This is a genomic window from Lysinibacillus sp. COL-1 (assembly GCF_059814265.1).
Window position 1 is genome coordinate 1,309,332 of record NZ_JCAWSJ010000004.1, and the last position, 18,746, is coordinate 1,328,077.

The 18,746-nt window shown below is 39.2% G+C and carries 20 protein-coding genes; 19 read left to right on the top strand and 1 reads right to left on the bottom strand.

Translation table 11 applies throughout. The features are described from left to right. Nucleotides 1-7: 7 nt before the first annotated feature. The gene (locus AC6BKE_RS14650) at nt 8-976 is read right to left on the bottom strand and encodes an asparaginase (protein ID WP_036126794.1); all 969 of its coding nucleotides are present in this window, start codon (nt 974-976) and stop codon (nt 8-10) included. Between the two features lie 85 nt (nt 977-1,061). On the opposite strand from AC6BKE_RS14650, the gene prsW reads away from it, so the two are divergent. From prsW to AC6BKE_RS14745, 19 genes are all read left to right on the top strand, one after another. Then, the gene (prsW, locus tag AC6BKE_RS14655; protein ID WP_036126792.1) at nt 1,062-1,736 is read left to right on the top strand and encodes a glutamic-type intramembrane protease PrsW; all 675 of its coding nucleotides are present in this window, start codon (nt 1,062-1,064) and stop codon (nt 1,734-1,736) included. Nucleotides 1,737-1,834: 98 nt separating this feature from the next. Then, complete coding sequence (gene sleB / locus AC6BKE_RS14660; RefSeq protein WP_036126789.1) at nt 1,835-2,644, top strand: spore cortex-lytic enzyme; 810 nt, start codon at nt 1,835-1,837, stop codon at nt 2,642-2,644. Between the two features lie 15 nt (nt 2,645-2,659). After that, on the top strand, nt 2,660-3,943 hold the full coding sequence (locus tag AC6BKE_RS14665; protein ID WP_036126787.1) for a PepSY1/2 domain-containing protein: 1,284 nt from the start codon (nt 2,660-2,662) through the stop codon (nt 3,941-3,943). An 86-nt stretch (nt 3,944-4,029) separates the two neighbouring features. Then, complete coding sequence (locus tag AC6BKE_RS14670) at nt 4,030-4,689, top strand: flagellar brake protein (RefSeq protein ID WP_058844239.1); 660 nt, start codon at nt 4,030-4,032, stop codon at nt 4,687-4,689. A gap of 96 nt (nt 4,690-4,785) precedes the next feature. Then, nucleotides 4,786-5,460: a (d)CMP kinase gene (cmk, locus tag AC6BKE_RS14675; RefSeq protein WP_036126782.1), complete on the top strand. Its 675-nt coding sequence runs from the start codon at nt 4,786-4,788 to the stop codon at nt 5,458-5,460. A gap of 102 nt (nt 5,461-5,562) precedes the next feature. Further along, on the top strand, nt 5,563-6,699 hold the full coding sequence (gene rpsA / locus AC6BKE_RS14680; RefSeq protein ID WP_058844241.1) for a 30S ribosomal protein S1: 1,137 nt from the start codon (nt 5,563-5,565) through the stop codon (nt 6,697-6,699). Nucleotides 6,700-7,305: 606 nt separating this feature from the next. Then, on the top strand, nt 7,306-8,616 hold the full coding sequence (gene der, locus AC6BKE_RS14685; RefSeq protein ID WP_036126778.1) for a ribosome biogenesis GTPase Der: 1,311 nt from the start codon (nt 7,306-7,308) through the stop codon (nt 8,614-8,616). Between the two features lie 108 nt (nt 8,617-8,724). Beyond that, complete coding sequence (locus AC6BKE_RS14690) at nt 8,725-9,741, top strand: NAD(P)H-dependent glycerol-3-phosphate dehydrogenase (protein WP_058844243.1); 1,017 nt, start codon at nt 8,725-8,727, stop codon at nt 9,739-9,741. Between the two features lie 224 nt (nt 9,742-9,965). Next, nucleotides 9,966-10,178 (top strand): DUF2768 domain-containing protein, encoded by a 213-nt coding sequence (locus tag AC6BKE_RS14695; RefSeq protein WP_008180416.1) that lies wholly within the window; start codon nt 9,966-9,968, stop codon nt 10,176-10,178. Nucleotides 10,179-10,202: 24 nt separating this feature from the next. Then, the gene (locus AC6BKE_RS14700; RefSeq protein ID WP_058844244.1) at nt 10,203-10,985 is read left to right on the top strand and encodes a YphF family lipoprotein; all 783 of its coding nucleotides are present in this window, start codon (nt 10,203-10,205) and stop codon (nt 10,983-10,985) included. Nucleotides 10,986-11,078: 93 nt separating this feature from the next. After that, on the top strand, nt 11,079-12,557 hold the full coding sequence (spoIVA, locus tag AC6BKE_RS14705) for a stage IV sporulation protein A (protein WP_036126772.1): 1,479 nt from the start codon (nt 11,079-11,081) through the stop codon (nt 12,555-12,557). Nucleotides 12,558-12,756: 199 nt separating this feature from the next. Beyond that, entirely contained in the window at nt 12,757-13,029 is a 273-nt protein-coding gene (gene hbs / locus AC6BKE_RS14710) for a non-specific DNA-binding protein Hbs (RefSeq protein WP_004232618.1), read from the top strand. Nucleotides 13,030-13,249: 220 nt separating this feature from the next. After that, nucleotides 13,250-13,819 (top strand): GTP cyclohydrolase I FolE, encoded by a 570-nt coding sequence (gene folE, locus AC6BKE_RS14715; RefSeq protein WP_036126769.1) that lies wholly within the window; start codon nt 13,250-13,252, stop codon nt 13,817-13,819. 62 nt (nt 13,820-13,881) lie between these two features. Then, on the top strand, nt 13,882-14,100 hold the full coding sequence (gene mtrB / locus AC6BKE_RS14720; protein WP_004232621.1) for a trp RNA-binding attenuation protein MtrB: 219 nt from the start codon (nt 13,882-13,884) through the stop codon (nt 14,098-14,100). Nucleotides 14,101-14,360: 260 nt separating this feature from the next. Beyond that, nucleotides 14,361-15,128: a heptaprenyl diphosphate synthase component 1 gene (locus AC6BKE_RS14725; RefSeq protein WP_036126766.1), complete on the top strand. Its 768-nt coding sequence runs from the start codon at nt 14,361-14,363 to the stop codon at nt 15,126-15,128. A 15-nt stretch (nt 15,129-15,143) separates the two neighbouring features. Next, nucleotides 15,144-15,848, top strand: coding sequence for a demethylmenaquinone methyltransferase (locus AC6BKE_RS14730; protein WP_036126763.1), 705 nt, complete (start codon nt 15,144-15,146; stop codon nt 15,846-15,848). Between the two features lie 19 nt (nt 15,849-15,867). Continuing rightward, nucleotides 15,868-16,842: a heptaprenyl diphosphate synthase component II gene (gene hepT, locus AC6BKE_RS14735; protein WP_036126761.1), complete on the top strand. Its 975-nt coding sequence runs from the start codon at nt 15,868-15,870 to the stop codon at nt 16,840-16,842. A gap of 86 nt (nt 16,843-16,928) precedes the next feature. Further along, nucleotides 16,929-17,345, top strand: a complete 417-nt coding sequence (ndk, locus tag AC6BKE_RS14740; protein WP_004232627.1) for a nucleoside-diphosphate kinase — start codon at nt 16,929-16,931, stop codon at nt 17,343-17,345. A 242-nt stretch (nt 17,346-17,587) separates the two neighbouring features. After that, nucleotides 17,588-18,736, top strand: coding sequence for a thiolase family protein (locus AC6BKE_RS14745; RefSeq protein WP_340810278.1), 1,149 nt, complete (start codon nt 17,588-17,590; stop codon nt 18,734-18,736). Nucleotides 18,737-18,746: the final 10 nt, after the last annotated feature.

Sequence of the window (18,746 nt, forward strand, 5' to 3'; positions counted from 1 at the left end):
ATTGCCTTTACAGGAAAAAGTCCTTTAAGTTAATAGGCGTGCCTGTAGTGTTTAGACCTATTAACAATTTTAAGCGTGCCTTTTGGCCATTAATACCTGTGGCGAAAATTGCACCTAAGTCTTCCAGCATTTTCCCTCCACCAATGTAGCCATAAACACCCTCTGCAATCCCATTGAAGCAGCGGGATACGAGCACTACTGGAATGTCTCGCTGTAAAAGGCTTTCAATTCCTTTTACTACAGATGGAGGGACATTCCCTTGACCTAGTCCTTCCAGTACGACGCCATCATATTTGCATGCAAGCACGATATCTAGTAAATCTTCCTCCATTCCAGCATACACTTTTAACATCGCCACGCGCTTGGATAAATTGTTAACATCTACATATTGTCGACGAATGGGTGCATGATGGAATAGGATACGTGATTTTGTAATTAATCCAATCGGCCCATACTGTGGAGATTGGAAAGTATTCACTGAGCTCGTGCTTGTTTTAGTTGTGTTAACAGCAAGATGAACCTCATCATTCATGACAACAAGTACCCCTTTATTACGTGCTTCTTCATCGACGGCTACTCGGACTGCTTCCACTAAATTATAAATGCCATCTGCCCCTAGTTCGTTAGAAGAGCGCATGGCACCTGTCAGTACAATGGGGATGTCTAAGTTCGTTGTTAGCTCTAAGAAATAGGCAGTTTCTTCTAAAGTATCCGTACCATGTGTGATGACAACACCATCGATTGGCTGTGCTGTCATTTGCTCCATAATCACGTTGCGCAATTGTAGCATTTCCTTCGGTGTGATATGTGGAGAAGGAAGGTTAAAAGCTTCTATTTCGATGATGCTTGCAAGTGAAGCTAGTTTATTACTTTCCTTCATAAGGGGATTTTCTTCATTCGGCATGACTGCTCCTTCAGCACTCATAGCCATGGAGATTGTGCCGCCAGTATGAATTAATAAAATTGTTTTTTTCATAAAAAATAAAATCTCCTTTTAAAAAGTTTTTTTGTCATTACATGGTATAATAATAGCAGTCTAATTGTTGAAAGGAGCCGGCATCATGATCATTTTATTATCTGCTGCCATTGCTCCCGGTCTAGCGCTTTTTAGTTATTTCTATTTGCGCAATCAGATGGCTACGGAGCCAAGAAGAACTTTACTACAAACGTTTTTATACGGTGCATTCTTAACGTTCCCAATCATGTTTTTACAGTATGTATTAACAGAGGAAGGGGTTTTTCGATATCTTTATCTTCAAGACGTTCTTTTTTCTAGTGTCATTGAAGAGTTTTTTAAATGGTTTGTGCTATTAATTGCAATCTATAATCATGTAGAATTTGATGACCCATACGATGGGATATTATATGGTGCCAGCATATCACTTGGTTTTGCTACGATTGAAAATGTTCTCTATTTACTGTCCTTTGGCTTGGACACGGCATTCATGCGAGCCTTATTACCAGTATCGAGCCATGCATTGTTTGGTGTCGTAATGGGCTATTATTATGGACGGGCTAAGTTTTCAAAGCTTGTTAAGACGAAAGAAATGATTGCTATGGCGCTCTGTGCACCAGTTGTACTTCACATTCTATACAATACAATATTATCATTCAAAGGTCACTGGGTTTATTTAATGATACCTTTTATGTTGTTTTTATGGTGGTTTGGCTTGCGCAAAGTAAAACTTGCTCATTACCATCTGGTACAACATCTCCATATGCAAAAGAAAATTTAAAGCGTAGAAATCGTCAAAGATTTCTACGCTTTATTTCTGTTTTAGCATGTATAAATTACTCCTTTTGTTTCAAGCTATAAAAAAAAGGAGTGATAAAAGTGCGTTTAGTAAGCATACTTTTTGCTTTGATATTAGGAATTAGTATAATTGCGATTCCTCAAAATGATGCCAATGCATTTAGCGATCAGCAAATTACTCGTGGTGCCTATGGAGATGATGTTATTGAATTACAGGCTAGGCTACAATACTTAGGTTTTTATAAGAGTAAAATTGATGGCAAATTTGGCTATAACACATACTGGGCTTTGCGTAATTTCCAAGAGAATTATGGTTTACCAGTAGACGGGATTGCTGGCACTAAGACAAAAAAAGCATTAGCAGGCAATTCTGATTATGATGAAAAATGGGTTAAGGCACAATTAAATGCAGGAAATCAATTTACTTACTATGGCGGTAAGCCACTTGATCAACAAGTGAAAAAAGGCACTGGCGGTGGTAATAGCAGTGGAAGTAGCAATAAGAATGGTACACAGACACAGGTTCCACCAAAATATACGGAACGAGATTTACAATTAATAGCCAATGCCGTTTATGGAGAAGCTAGGGGAGAACCTTATGAGGGGCAAGTAGCAGTAGCGGCCGTTATTTTGAACCGCTTGGAAAGCCCAGATTTCCCGAATACTATTTCAGGTATTATCTTCCAACCGTTAGCGTTTACAGCAGTAGCAGATGGTCAAATTTGGCTAGAACCAAATGAACGTGCAAAAGAAGCTGTTATTGATGCTATGAACGGCTGGGACCCATCTGAAAATGCATTGTATTATTTCAATCCTAAAACAGCAACAAGTAAATGGATTTGGTCACGCCCACAAATTAAACAAATAGGAGAGCATATTTTCTGTTCATAGGAAGGAGGAACATAGATGAAAACTTGGCTCGTGGTCTTAACAATCGCTGTCATTGGATTAGGAGCATATAGTATTAATTTACATGGAGATAAAGAAGATTTACAACGTACCGTGCTCGCACAGTATACAGATAAGTTAACAGATGCTTCTGAAAAACTGTCCCATCTTCAGCGTTCAGTATCGCAATCCCTCTTGTTTCAAGACGAGCAGGCGATTCACAATGAGCTAGACTCAGTTTGGCGTTTAAGCTCAGAAGTTCGTTCTTCTATTGCAAATATTCCTATTGGACAAGAATTATCGAATCAATGGATGAATTACTTAGGGCGACTTGGCGATGAAGCTAAAAGAACAGCAAAAACAGGTGATTATGATGCTTGGCGTGAAAAGATGCCACAGGTGTCAACCAATTTACAGTCTCTTTCTGATGAATGGACAGCTGCAACCGTTGATTTTTATAAGCATGATGGAAAAATGGATATTTGGCTACAGCAAGTAGATAATAAAAATCCAAATACACAATTTGATACTGTGAAAGATACGTTAAAAGGCTACGGTGAAAAGGATTTCCCATTAACTTTATCTGAATCTGATTGGCAGAAAAAAATTGAGTTAAAGGCATTGCAGGATGCCGTTATTACCGAAAAAGAAGCACTAGAAAAAGTGAAATATTTATTCCCAGTCATTAAAGATGCTACATTCACTGTCACAAAAAGTAGTGATACAGCACCATATCCTTTCTATCATATCCAATTCCACCAAGGGATACGTCTAGGGTATGTTGATTTAACAGAAAAGGGTGGCCATTTATTATCCTATTTAGTAGAACGACCTGTTGATGAAGCTAAGCTATCACAAGAAGAAGTTCTTAAAAAGGCACAAGATTATGTTAAGAAATTAGGCATGAAGGATGTAGCCTATGTGGAATCACGTGAAAACCACCAAGCATGGCATGTGACATTTGCCCGTGTAAATCCTGGCGATAATGCGTTAATTTATGCTGACGGTGTGCAATTAAAATTAGCGAAAGATACAGGTGAGCTATTAGGTGCTAATGCGATGGAATATATTCAAGAAGAGAATATCAAACCGCAAACCGCTAAGCCTATTGATTGGAAAACGTTCTTCCAGGACGATATTCAAGTACAAGAAGTAAAAAATATTTATACAGACAATGGACAATTTGAACAACGTCTTTGCTATGAGGTCATTGCATTACGTGACGGAAATACACAAGAAACATTCCGAATCGTTATTGATGCGGAAAATCACAACGTATTAAAAGTAGAATATCTCACTTAGTAATAAGAAAATACTACCAATTTTTATAGCCAAAATAAACATCTCATGAGATAATTAAACTATAATTTTCGTACGGGGAGATGCTCATGGAAATAAAAATTGGTACACAATTACAACTTGAACCTACTTATACTGAGCGTGTGGAGAAATTCCAATGTAAAGTGGTAGAGCAGCAAGACAATATTCTTTATATCGACTATCCAGTTAATACGGCAACGAAGAAAACGGCGTTTTTAATAGATGGCTCAGAATTTAGAGCGACTTTTCGAACCGAAGATAAACATTCCTTTGCTTTTAAAACAGAGGTCATTGGTCGTAAAGCAGGTAATATACCGATGATTATGTTGCATTGTCCAAAGCCGGAGGAATTTATAAAAATTCAACGACGAGAATATGTCCGAGTGGAAACACCAGTGGATGTAGCGGTCCAATTCAAGGATCATAAATATCAACTTGTGTCAGCAGATATTAGCGCAGGAGGCTTGGCAATCATCTTGAAGGGAACAGTAGCTTTCAAAGATGATGATGAGGTAAAATTAACGATCGCATTGCCGTTTACTAATGGAGAAGTCAAATACGTTATTACAGAAGCTACCGTCGTGCGCATTTTTGAAAAAGAGGGTAAACGCATTGCGACAATCCAGCTAACGGATACAGATGACGTCGACCAACAGCATATTGTGCGTTTTTGCTTTGAGCGTCAATTAGTCAATCGTCGTAAGGAATTGAATCCATTTAATGTTTGATGTTCATGATGAATATTTTTATTTAGCCCTCTCCTAGCAGAGGGCTTTTTTTAGGTTATATGGTACAATAAAAAGCGATAGAAAGTAGGGAAGAATATGAAAAAAAACATTCAAATTGCGATAGACGGACCGGCTGGTGCTGGTAAAAGTACAATCGCGAAAATTGTTGCAGAAGCACTTGGATTTACTTATATTGACACAGGTGCAATGTATCGAGCAGTTACGTATAAAGCGATGCAACAAAACATACATTTAAATGATGAAGCAAAATTAGCAGAGATGCTAGCGGCTAGCACAATCGAATTGAAACCATCCCAACAAGGACAGCTAGTCTTTTTAGATGGTCACGATGTGACAGCGGAAATACGCTCAAATGAAGTCACTTCATCCGTTTCTCAAGTTGCTGCCCATGCGAAAGTTCGTGAGCTATTGGTTGCGCAACAGCAAAAGCTGGCAGCTAATGGTGGAGTTGTTATGGATGGTCGTGATATTGCGACACATGTATTAAAACATGCAGAGCTTAAGATTTTTATGTCTGCAACAGTAGAAGAACGTGCTAGACGTCGATTGATTGATAATCAAAAAAGAGGAATTGACTCCTCTCTTGAAAAACTTCAAGAAGAAATTGCGCTCCGTGATAAAAAAGATAGTGAGCGTGAAGCATCGCCACTGATTCAAGCGGAAGATGCCCTATTTTTAGATACGACAGCATTATCCATTGATGATGCAGCACAAGCTATTTTAAAATTAGCAGAAGAAAAAATGCTATAAATCCTAAAATTTCAGACATTTTTAGAATTTAAAGGATTTATTTTTGTCTTTGTCTTCAATATCGAATAAAATAGTAAGGGAAGATGCGAAGGAGGGTTACATATGTCTGAAGAAATGAACTATGCAGAACAAACGTTTAACGAAGGTGATATCGTCAAAGGTATTGCAGCGCAAGTTGATGAAAAGGCAGTATCTGTGTCAATTCCAGGTGCACCGTTTGATGGAATTGTACCGATTAGTGAATTATCAAGCTTACACATTGAGAAAGCTTCTGATGTCATCTCTGTAGGGGATGAATTAGAGTTGATGATTACAAAGGTTGAAGAAGAGAACTTTGTCTTATCAAAACGTAAAGTTGATGCTTTAAAAGCATGGGATACACTTGAGCAGCAATTTGCCGCAGAGGAAATTTTCGAAGCGGAAGTAAAGGATATTGTTAAAGGTGGTCTTGTCGTAGATTTAGGTGTACGTGGCTTTGTACCAGCATCCCTTGTAGAAGACTACTTTGTTGATGATTTTGAAGGCTATAAAGGCAAAACATTAAGCTTCAAAATTGTTGAGCTGGATAAGGACAAAAATCGCCTTATCTTATCACACCGTGCAGTAGTAGAAGCGGAAAAAGCTTCTCAAAAGAAAAATGTCATCAATCAAATTAAAGCTGGCGAGGTATTAGATGGTAAAGTACAGCGTTTAGCATCATTTGGTGCATTTATCGACCTTGGCGGTATTGATGGCCTTGTACACATTTCACAAGTGTCACATGAGCATGTGAATGATGTGAGCGAGGTTTTAGCTGAAGGACAAGACGTCAAAGTAAAAGTTCTGTCAGTGGACCCAGAAAATGAACGTATTTCATTATCCATCAAAGAAACGATGCCAGGACCTTGGTCAAGTATCGAAGAGCGTGCAGCGAAAGGCACTATTTTAGATGGTCGAGTGAAGCGTCTTACTTCATTTGGTGCATTTGTGGAAGTATTCCCAGGTGTGGAAGGCTTAGTGCATATTTCACAAATCGCACATAAGCATATTAACACGCCACATGAAGCGTTAAAAGAGGGACAAGAAGTACAAGTAAAAGTGCTTGATGTCAATGCTGAAGAAGGCCGCTTAGCGCTAAGCATTAAAGAATTACTGGAAAATCCCGAAGCAGAAGAAGTGATCGACTATGAATTACCTGAAGAAAACACAGGTTTCTCATTTGGCGATGTGATTGGCGATCAACTAAAAAACTTTAAATAATAATGTATGGAGCGAGGATGCATAAGCATCCTCGCTTTTTTATGTTGACGATGCGGATAGAATCTTCAGGTTGCGGGATAGTATTTTGAAAGCGGTGGAAAGAATTCTTAGATTGAGGGATAGAATTGAAAAAGCGGTGGATAGAACTTTCAGATCGAGGGATAGAATTGAAAAAGCGGTGGAGAGAATGCTCAAATCGAAGGCTAACTCATAAAGAGGCGGATAAAAACTTCAAATCGAAGGATAGAACTTATAAAGTGTTGGATAAAATCTTTAAATTGAAGGATAGAACAGAGAAAGCGCAGGATAGAAACCTCGAATCGAAGGCTAGTACATAAAGTGGTGGATAGAATTTTCAAATCGAGGGATAGAATTGAAAAAGCAGTGGATAGAACCTTCAAATCGAAGGATAGAACTTATAAAGAGATGGATAGAATCTTCAAATCGAAGGATAAAACTCAAAAATCCGAGGATAGAATCAAATAAAATTAATCAAACGTCTCGTTATTGCCATACATAGCGTTCTACATTATGGATATGATATGATATAATGGCATTTTTCGTGTATAATAGCGAAAGACAAGAAGTTGGAAGGATGAAGTACAGATGACGAAACCAGTAGTAGCCATCGTAGGTCGTCCGAACGTAGGTAAGTCGACGATTTTTAATCGTATCGTTGGAGAGCGTGTTTCGATTGTGGAGGATATCCCAGGCGTAACGCGTGATCGTATTTATAGTTCGGCAGAGTGGTTAACACACGATTTTAATATTATTGATACAGGTGGGATTGAAATTGGAGACGAGCCGTTTTTAGAGCAAATTCGTCAACAAGCTGAAATCGCCATTGATGAAGCGGACGTTATTATTTTTATGACTAATGGTCGTGAAGGGGTAACGGCAGCAGATGAGCAAGTTGCTAAAATTTTATACAAAACAAAAAAACCAGTCGTATTAGCAGTCAATAAAATTGATAATCCTGATATGCGTGAAATGATTTATGATTTTTATGCACTTGGCTTCGGAGAGCCTTGGCCGATTTCTGGTTCGCATGGCTTAGGTTTAGGGGATTTATTAGACGAATGTGCAAAGCATTTCCCGAAAGAAGATGAAGAACAATATGGAGATGATGTGATTAAATTCTCTTTAATTGGTCGTCCGAATGTTGGGAAATCTTCATTAGTAAATGCTTTCTTAGGGCAAGAACGCGTTATCGTTAGTAATATTGCGGGGACAACACGTGATGCTATTGATACGCCATATGAGTATGACGATCAGGAATATGTCATTATTGATACAGCCGGCATGCGTAAAAAAGGGAAAATCTATGAAACCACTGAGAAATACTCGGTTTTACGTGCGCTACGTGCCATTGAACGCTCAGACGTTGTTTTAGTGGTAATGAATGCAGAAGAGGGTATTCAGGAGCAGGATAAAAAAATTGCAGGCTATGCACATGAAGCTGGAAAAGCTGTTGTGATCGTAGTGAATAAATGGGATGCCATTGAAAAAGACGAAAAAACGATGAATGTCTTTACACAGCAAATTCGTGAGCATTTCCTATTTTTAGATTATGCCCCGATTATTTTTGTATCGGCTAATACAAAGCAGCGTGTGCATCAAATTTTACCGATTATTCAACGTGTAAGTGAAAATCATGCGATGCGTATTCAGTCTTCTATCTTAAATGAAGTGATTGAGGATTCCGTGGCACGTAATCCTGCGCCGACGGATAAAGGTCGTCGTTTACGTATTTACTATGCTACTCAGGTTGCGATTAAGCCACCGACATTTGTTGTGTTCGTGAATGAGCCTGAGCTGATGCATTTTTCATACGAACGTTTCTTAGAAAATCGAATTCGTGAAACATTTGACTTTGAAGGAACACCAATTCGTTTAATTACACGTGCTCGTGCTTAAGGTACTAGCTATACACATACAATACGCCAACCCGACATATTTGTTGGGTGGCGTCTTTTTACAAGAACAGAAATTATTATAGACAACCCAACAAAGGGAGGATTTTTTATGGAAAAAGTTTGTGTGTTAGGGGCAGGCTCATGGGGTACTGCACTGGCGATGGTACTAGCGGAAAATGGACATGATACGCTTGTATGGACACATAGAGCTAATCAGGCAGAAGAAATCAACCATCTGCATACGAATAAAAAATATTTACCAGAGACCGTTCTGCCTGCAAATTTACATGCGACGAGTGATATAGCAATGGCAGCTACGCATGCAGAGACTATTGTTGTGGCTGTTCCTACGAAAGCTATTCGAGAAGTTTGTGAGAAATTAACGGCTAAACTAGCTAGAAAAGTGTTATTTGTCCATGTTTCTAAAGGGATTGAGCCAGATTCATTAAAACGAATTTCTGAAATTTTAGCGGAAAGTTTGCCAGCTGAAAATGTGGAAGAAATTGTCGTTCTTTCCGGACCAAGTCATGCCGAGGAAGTTGTGCTGCACCACCCGACAACGGTTACTGCTGCTTGTGCTAACATAGACGCTGCTGAAAAAGTTCAGGATTTATTTATGAATCAATTTTTCCGTGTTTACACAAACGATGATGTGATCGGTGTAGAAATTGGTGGGGCACTGAAAAATGTCATTGCATTAGCTGCAGGTATTACAGATGGCTTGAATTATGGTGATAACGCGAAAGCAGCACTTATTACACGAGGACTTGCGGAGATTACACGTTTAGGTGTAAAAATGGGCGGTAATCCATTTACCTTCTCAGGGCTTACAGGCATGGGAGATTTAATTGTAACCTGTACAAGCGTTCACTCCCGAAACTGGCGAGCTGGGAATATGCTAGGGCAAGGGATGAAGCTACAAGAAGTGTTAGATCAAATGGGCATGGTTGTAGAAGGTGTACGTACCACAAAGGCAGCCTATCAATTAGCAGAAAAGTATGGTGTGGCTATGCCGATTTCCACAGAGCTTTATAGTGTTCTATTTAATGATGTTGAACCGAAAGTGGCGGTTGACGCATTAATGATGCGTATGAAAAAACGAGAAATAGATGATATGAAGCATTAATATTAATTTTTTGATTAAATCTGTCATAAAACGGACATAAATAAGGTGTCTCAACGAATCTGTTGAGACGCCTTATTGTGTGCTATTAGTTGAATAGTGCAAGCACTGTAAAAGAGTTGTCCATTTCTTGATAGTTATGGGACAACTATTTCTTTTTAGCGAAGGCACATAGTATAATATACTTTGATTGTTTCTTGACATTGAACGAAAGGTGGTTATTTGAAATGGGCCCGTTAGCTCATATGCCTGCACTGGATGTAATGTGGGTGTCGTTTTATTGTATAGGCTTTATGATAATATCAGTCGGCTTAATTTATTTAGCTCGGAATAAGATTTCAAATGTATTTTTACGAACAATCGTAAATTTATGTGCATACATACTGTTTGGACTTGGCACATTTTTAATGGTACTAATAGTTGCCACATGGCCAGCATAAAAAATTAATGAGGTGTTCAGTAACATGAAAAAACTAAGTGCTTTTCTGTTGGTATTTGCAACTGCCATACTGTTAGTAGGGTGTGCGTACCCAGAAGACGAAAAAAGGGCAAAGGTCACGCCTGATGTCGACCAGTTAGCTGCAGTTCAACGTGCCGTGAATGAATACCGCGAAGCAACTGGTGGGCTAGTACCAATTAAAAATAGTGAACTTGATACAGACATTTATATCAAATACTTAATCGACTTTGAAAAGCTTATGCCGAAGTATTTGACGACAATTCCTGGTAATGCCTATGAAAAAGGCGGTATATATCAATATATTATTTGGGATCCTGAAGATCAAGCGACGGTCAAATTAGTAGATTTAAATGCGGCTGAGCGTATACGTGAAATAGGTATTCGTAAACTATCTACACAGTATTTGCCAATCAAAGGTTCAATGTCCGATAATGTTTATCAAATTAATTATAAAGATTTGGGCTATAAAACAGATGTGACAGTGAAAAGTCCTTATTCTGGCGTCGAATTACCGCTCTTTATGACAGGTGACGGTGAATTGCATGTGGATTATTCTGTGGATTTAGGACAACTTTTAAAAGAAGACAAGCCTGATGTCAAACCTGGTGATGATATTCGTCAGTTACTTGTCGACAAATATCCTGTAGTGCCTGCTTATTCTGTTCCCTATACAGTGGATGATAATGGTGAGCCAATTTATGATATGGAAACGTATAGTGTAGATGTCCAAAAGGCGAAAGAACGACAAAAACAAGAGGCAGAAGCCGCTGAGAAAAAAGAAGAATAAGAAACAAAGCTCCTTACATTTGTGAGGGGCTTTTTCATATTTGTCTACAAGCTTGCATATAGTGAAAAAGCGTAGATAAAGGAGGCAGAAACCTTGAGTGAAGCAGTATTTAGAGAAATTGCAGAGCGCACAAATGGCGATGTTTATATTGGTGTTGTCGGTCCAGTACGTGTAGGTAAATCAACATTTGTAAAAAAGGTAATGGAATCAGTCGTGTTACCAAATATTGTGGATGAAACAGAAAGAATGCGAGCACAAGATGAGTTGCCACAAAGTTCTCCGGGGCCTGTCATTATGACTGCTGAGCCGAAGTTTGTGCCTGCTCAAGCAACCCGTATTGTGGTCGGCGAAGATGAGATGCCATTCCAAATTCGTTTAGCAGATTGTGTTGGTTATATTATTGATGGGACAAAGGGCTATGAAGATGAAAACGGTCCTAAATATGTTCATACGCCTTGGCATACAGAGCCAATTCCATTTCAGGAAGCCGCTAAAATTGGCACAGATAAGGTGATTCGTGACCATGCGAATATCGGTATTGTTGTTACGACTGATGGTACCGTTAACGGAATCAGTCGCCGTGCCGCAGAGAAGGCAGAAGAGGAAATTGTTGAACAGTTAAAAGAAATCGGCAAGCCTTTTGTCATCCTTCTGAATTGCCAAATGCCAGCGAGAGAGGAAACGGTTCAGCTTCGCAATGAATTGTTTGAACGTTACAATGTGCCTGTTATTGCCATGGCGATTGACCAAATGAGGGAAACGGATATTCAATATATTTTACAAGAGGCGTTATTTGAGTTTCCTATCCGTACAATTGAGGTGGAAAAACCAGATTGGCTGGACGTTTTAGATGCTACACACCCATTAAATGTTGCCTTGATTGATTCCATGGAGGAAGTACTCTCTTCTGTAATGAAAATTCGGGATGTGCAACAGGCGTCAGATGCCTTTAAAGCCATTGATTTTATCGATCAAAGTGAAGTCGTTCATGTAGATGCTGGTGTGGGAACGGCGGTAATTCGTGTATCCCTACAGGGCGAATTGTACAAATCGGTTTGTAATGAATGGCTAGAAGAGCCGATTGAAACGAAAAAGGATTGGCTGCTCTTTATTAAAGAGGCGGCAGAGGCAAAAGAAGCCCAAAAACGCTTCAAAAGTGCGATTCATGATGCTGATACGTCAGGTTATGGTGTGACATTGCCGATGATGCAAGAATTTGAGCCAACAGCACCAGAGCTCATTAAGCAAAATAATTTCTTTGGTGTACGAATGAAAGCAAAGGCGCCATCTTACCATATTATCCGTGTAGATATGGAATCTGAGTTTGCACCGTTAATCGGTTCGGAATTCCATAGTCAGCAACTGCTAAAAGATTTAAATCATGCTTATTTACATGATCGTGATGCATTATGGAATACACAGCTTTTTGGAACGCCACTACACGAAGTATTAAAAGAAGGAATACGCTATAAAATGGATGCAGTTCCATCTACTGCTAAAAAACGTATGCGTCAAACGATTGAACGTATGGTCAACGAAGGTGATCGAGGTTTAGTGACATTTATTTTATAGTGATAAAAATCAAAAAAAAGTACGAAAAATAGGTGAAGGGCTTTTCGTTTTTATGCGAAAAGTCCTTTTATTTTTGTTTTTTGGGTGAAAAACTGATTTTTTGGTTATAATCATGTATGAATACAGTTGCGTAGCGGTTTTCTATGTGTTACTCTTTTTACAGAATTGGTTCATGACCCTTTGAGAGGAGGTGAATGGTGTGAATAAAACAGAATTAGTAAACTCTGTTGCTGAAGCTGCAGGTCTTTCTAAAAAAGACGCTTCTAAAGCAGTTGAAGCTGTATTTGATACAATTCAAGATGCTCTTGCAAAGGGTGACAAAGTACAATTAATTGGTTTTGGTAACTTTGAAGTACGTGAACGTGCGGCTCGTAAAGGTCGTAACCCACAAACTGGTAAAGAAATCGAAATCGCTGCTAGCAAGGTGCCTGCTTTCAAACCAGGTAAAGCGCTTAAAGACGCGGTAAAATAATACACGTCTAGTAGTTACATAGAGCAGTCTTCATGTTAACGAACATGAAGGCTGCTCTTTTTAACGTTAAAATTCATTTTACATAACATTAATACGGGAATTTGCTGAGCTAGAAATGAATTTCTAATGAATCAGGTAAGTCATTTTGCGCTTCCCTTTTGGATGTGCTACGATGCATAGGGAAATGTGTAATGTTTTGATACGCAGGAGGGTTTTTCGGATGTCGAATATTGATTTATTAAAAATAGAAGAAGCAGTAAAAATGATTTTAGAGGCGGTAGGTGAAGACGTAAATCGCGAAGGTTTATTGGATACACCAAAACGTGTAGCAAAAATGTATGCTGAGATGTTTAGCGGCTTGCATGAGGATGCAAAAGATTATTTTAAAACGGTGTTTCATGAGGATCATGAAGAATTAGTGCTTGTCAAAGATATTCCTTTTTATTCGATGTGTGAGCATCATCTAGTACCTTTCTATGGCAAAGCACATGTCGCATACATACCAAATGACGGCGTTGTAGCTGGCCTTAGTAAACTTGGACGAGCAGTGGAAACGATTGCCCGCAGACCGCAATTGCAAGAGCGTATTACCTCTTCAGTAGCGGAAACAATTATGGAGATGCTTGCACCAAAAGGCGTTTATGTGGTCATTGAGGCTGAGCATATGTGCATGACAATGCGAGGACTAAAAAAACCGGGTTCCAAAACGGTAACATCTGTTGCTCGTGGTATTTACGAAGAAGATGAAGTGAAACGAAGAGAAGTACTGTCATTTATTCAAATGTCTTAAATTGCATGTCTAATTATGTTATGATGTACTAAGAATTTGTCGGATTTAAGGAGTGTACAAAGATGTCACAAGATTATATTGTTATTCAAGCAGAAGAAGATGGTGTCCATGTCATTGGTTTAACTCGTGGAACAGATACAAAATTCCATCATTCAGAAAAGCTAGATGCCGGCGAAGTAATGATTGCTCAATTTACAGAACACACATCTGCCATGAAAATACGTGGTAAAGCACAAATTCATACAGCACATGGTGTGATCAATAGCGAAGCAAAAAAATAATAAAGAGTTCTTTCGATAGGTTTTGCCCTGTTTTAAGTATGACAGGCACATAGAAAAACAATCATTGTGAAAAACTGAGTATGAGGTTTCTGGGCAGTTAGTATTCCCGCATCAAATAATGGGAATGCTTTACTGCCTGTCCTATGAAGAAAGCAAATTTTTTTTATTCCACATCGTTGCATATGCTATAATGACTCAGTAAGCAAGCGTTAAGTCTTAGATAGGACTAGCGTATCTGAAAGTGAAATGGAGTAAGGTCTATGAATGCAACATACATTCAAAATTCAATTGCACAGTTAAAAACAGAGATTTTCATGGATGTTCGTCATAGAACTTTGCAAAAATACACAGGAGTTCCTGTGATAGATGAAAATCAATTGTTTTATTTGTTAATCCCTTTTTTGAATGGTGAAGAGTGGCAACAAGAGCAACAAGAGGCTGCAATTACTGTTGGCATTGTATACGCAGCATTAGCGGCTCACGATCATATAAAAGAAATAGATGCAACATCAAAAGAACAGCAGCTTACCGTTTTAGCTGGAGATTTTTATAGTGGTCGTTATTATGAAATATTAGCGATGTCAGGAAATGTCGCATTGATCCGAAATTTGTCACAAGGTATAGTGGCTCGTTGTGAACACCAGATTAAAGTGTATGAAGCAGAGCAACGAACAATCGAGCAATGGTATGCGTCGTTGTGTAATATTGAAGCGGGATTAATTGCTCAATTTTTCGGTCTTTATTCTTTCAGTGACTATATACCGCTTATAGAAAAAAGCTTATTAATCTTGCGTTTAGAAAGAGAATGGGCGGCTTATCAGCGTGGGCAAATGTCTTTAATGGGTAAGGCACTTGAAGCAAGTGTCAGACAAAATGGCGCAACCTTTAATAGCGTCATCCAGGAAAAAATTGTGCATTTAAAAACAGAGCTATCACAGATCATCAATCATTCAACTTTTTTACAAAGTGATATCAAACAAGCTTTACATGCACACGTAGAGGCATCCATTGCTTCTACTAACGGATAAGAGAGGTTTTTCAAAATGGCTAAAACGAAAGAAGAACACGTTCACGAAGTATTTGAGAGTATTTCGGACAACTACGACAAAATGAATGGTGTAATTAGTTTCCAGATGCATGTTGGCTGGCGTAACGATACGATGAAGCATATGGCTGTAAAACCTGGAACAAAAGCGCTGGATGTATGCTGTGGCACGGCAGACTGGACAATCGCTTTGGCAGAAGCAGTAGGTGAAAGTGGAGAAGTTAAAGGTCTCGACTTTAGTCAAAACATGCTGAAAGTTGGCGAACAAAAGGTGCAGTCATACCCGCAAATAGAACTAATTCATGGAAACGCGATGGAGTTACCTTTTCCAGATGATACGTTTGATTATGTGACGATTGGCTTTGGTCTTCGCAATGTACCTGATTATTTACAAGTCTTGAAGGAAATGCATCGTGTCGTAAAACCAGGTGGTATGGTGGTATGTTTAGAAACATCTCAATCTGAAATTCCTGGTTATCGTCAACTGTTCCGTTTTTATTTTAAATATATAATGCCGATATTTGGTAAAATATTTGCGAAAAGCTATAAGGAATATTCTTGGCTTCAGGAATCTGCGAATGATTTCCCAGGTATGAAGAAGTTAGCGGCATTGTTTGAGCAGGCAGGATTAGAAAAAGTAACGTACAAAGCATACAGTGGCGGGGCTGCGGCAATGCATATGGGCTTTAAAAAGGTACGTTAATGGGGGAAGGTTTTCACACGTGGAAAAGATGAAGTTAAAACTACTCTATTCCGATTTGAAATCAGATATCGATATCATTGAACGAGAGTTAGAAAAAGCGGTGGACTCGTCTTCATATTTGATCAACGATGCTTCTCTCCATTTATTACAAGCTGGTGGCAAACGGATACGACCAATTTTTGTGTTACTAGGTGCAAAATTTGGCGATTATGACATTGAGAAGATGAAGGATGTAGCAGTGCCATTAGAACTCATTCATATGGCATCACTTGTGCATGATGATGTCATTGATGATTCCAATATGCGAAGAGGACGCCCGACTGTCAAATCACAATGGAATAACAGAGTAGCAATGTACACGGGCGATTTTATTTTTGCACGTGCACTAGAATATATTACAAAGCTGGAAGACCCGCTTGTTCATCAAATTTTAGCCCGTACCATGGTAGAGATTTGTAACGGTGAAGTCATTCAAATTGAAGATAAATTTAGATTAGATCAAGGCTTGAAAGATTATTTTAGAAGAATCAAACGCAAAACAGCATTACTTATTTCCTCAAGCTGTGAGCTAGGTGCTGTAGCGGCAGGTGTTGATGCTAAAACAGTGCGACATTTAAAACGCTTCGGCTACTTTGTAGGCATGAGCTTCCAAATTATCGATGATGTGTTAGATATCATGGCAACAGATAAGGAGCTAGGGAAGCCTGCAGGTAGTGATTTATTGCAGGGCAATATTACATTACCGATTCTATTGCTGAAAGATGAGCCAGAGATGCAGCCATACTTAGTCAAAGTATTTGCAGGCACATTAACAGAACCGGAACGTCAAAATATGTTGCAATATGTGCGTAAATCTCATGCAATTGAGCAAGCTAATCGTATGAGTGATAAATATTTGAAAAAGGCCTTACAGGAAATTGATGCTTTACCAAAACATCCCGTAAAGAAAAAATTGCGTGATGTAGCATTGTTCATGGGTAAGCGCAAATTCTAGCTTTTTGTTGTATAAAGGCTCATTTTTTGTTAATATTTATCGGTAGGTGTAAAACCTGTTAGACGAATTTAAGGAGTGTTTTAAACATGGCAATTGAACAAACTTTTTTAATGGTTAAGCCTGACGGCGTTGAACGTCAAGTAATTGGAGACATCGTTGACCGTTTCGAACGTCGCGGTTTTGTAATGAAAGGTGCTAAATTAATGGTAATTCCTAAAGAATTAGCAGAAAAGCACTATGCTGAGCATGCTGAGCGTCCATTCTTTGGTGAATTAGTTGATTTCATCACTTCTGGTCCTGTATTCGCTATGGTATGGGAAGGCGAGAACGTAATCAAGCTTGCTCGTACAATGATGGGTGCAACTAAACCTGAAGAATCTAACCCAGGTACAATCCGTGGTGACTACGCAACAACTGTTTCTCACAACATCATCCACGGTTCTGACTCTCTTGCTTCTGCAGAGCGCGAAATCGGCTTATTCTTCGGTGAAGATTTAGTTTAATTTGTGAATAGAATAGATTAGGCAGTCTCAATTTACTTGGGATTGCTTTTTTTATTGCCTAAAAAGTAAGGATAGATAGTATGGCAATAGGGGAATTATCTATTTCTAGATAGATATAGAATTGTTAAAAGCTTTGTCCTCCTGTACAATTAAAGATGTAATATTCTGATAATTAAGTTAGGAATAGATTGATAGGCCTGTCAATAAACTGTGAGGGATGACAAGGAAAAGGGGTTATGGATATGAGAGAAGTGGTAATCGTAGCAGCTGTGCGAACTGCTGTAGGGCGTAGTAAGGGAGCATTAAGTCAAGTTCGAGCGGATGATTTAGCGGCAGATGTGTTACAGGAGGCTGTAAGGCGAGCAGGGATTGGCAAGGAACAAGTGGATGATGTCATATTAGGCTGTGTAACGCAAACAGCTGAACAAGGGGGAAATATTGCACGGACAGCTTTATTGATGGCTGGCTTTCCAGATAGTGTGCCAGGGGTAACCATTGATCGTCAATGTGGCTCTAGCCAACAGGCCGTCCATTTTGCAGCACAGGCCATTCTAGCGGGGGATATGGATATTGTCATTGCAGGTGGCGTGGAAAGTATGTCAAGGGTACAGATGGGGTCAAATATGCAAAATGCACATGCTGGCAAACGCTTACAGGAGAATTATGATATTATCCATCAAGGATTATCAGCGGAGAAAATCGCCTCACAATGGTCTTTATCAAAAGAACAGCTCAATAGCTATGCTTATGAAAGCCATCAACGAGCAATCGCAGCCATTGAAGCAGGTCATTTCAAAGATGAAATACTACCTATTCGAGTTCCACAGGAGGATGGATCAGTGACAACATTTACTGTTGATGAAGGTCCTCGTGCAGAAACAACCGTCGATATTTTAAATGCGCTAAAAACTGTTTTTCAAGAGGATGGCGTTATTACTGCTGGCAATGCAAGTCAGATGAGTGATGGGGCATCAGCGGTAGTGGTGATGTCCTTGGATAAAGCCCAGGAGCTTGGTATTCAGCCACTTGCTAAAATTGTGACAAGAGTGGTCGTAGGCTCTGATCCAACATTAATGTTAACAGGGCCAATCGAAGCTACGAGAAAAGCGCTAGAACGATCAGGTCTCAACATAGAGGATATCGACACATATGAGGTAAATGAAGCCTTTGCACCAGTACCGCTCGCATGGCTACAGGACATGGGTGGAGATCCGAAGAAGCTCAATCCTGATGGGGGAGCGATTGCATTAGGGCATCCATTAGGGGCAACTGGTACAAAATTGTTAACGACTATGTTATATCGCATGGAGCGAGAAAATTATCGTTACGGCTTACTGGCAATCTGTGAGGGAATGGGGATGGCAAATGCCACGATCATCGAAAAAATGTAAGGGGGATATG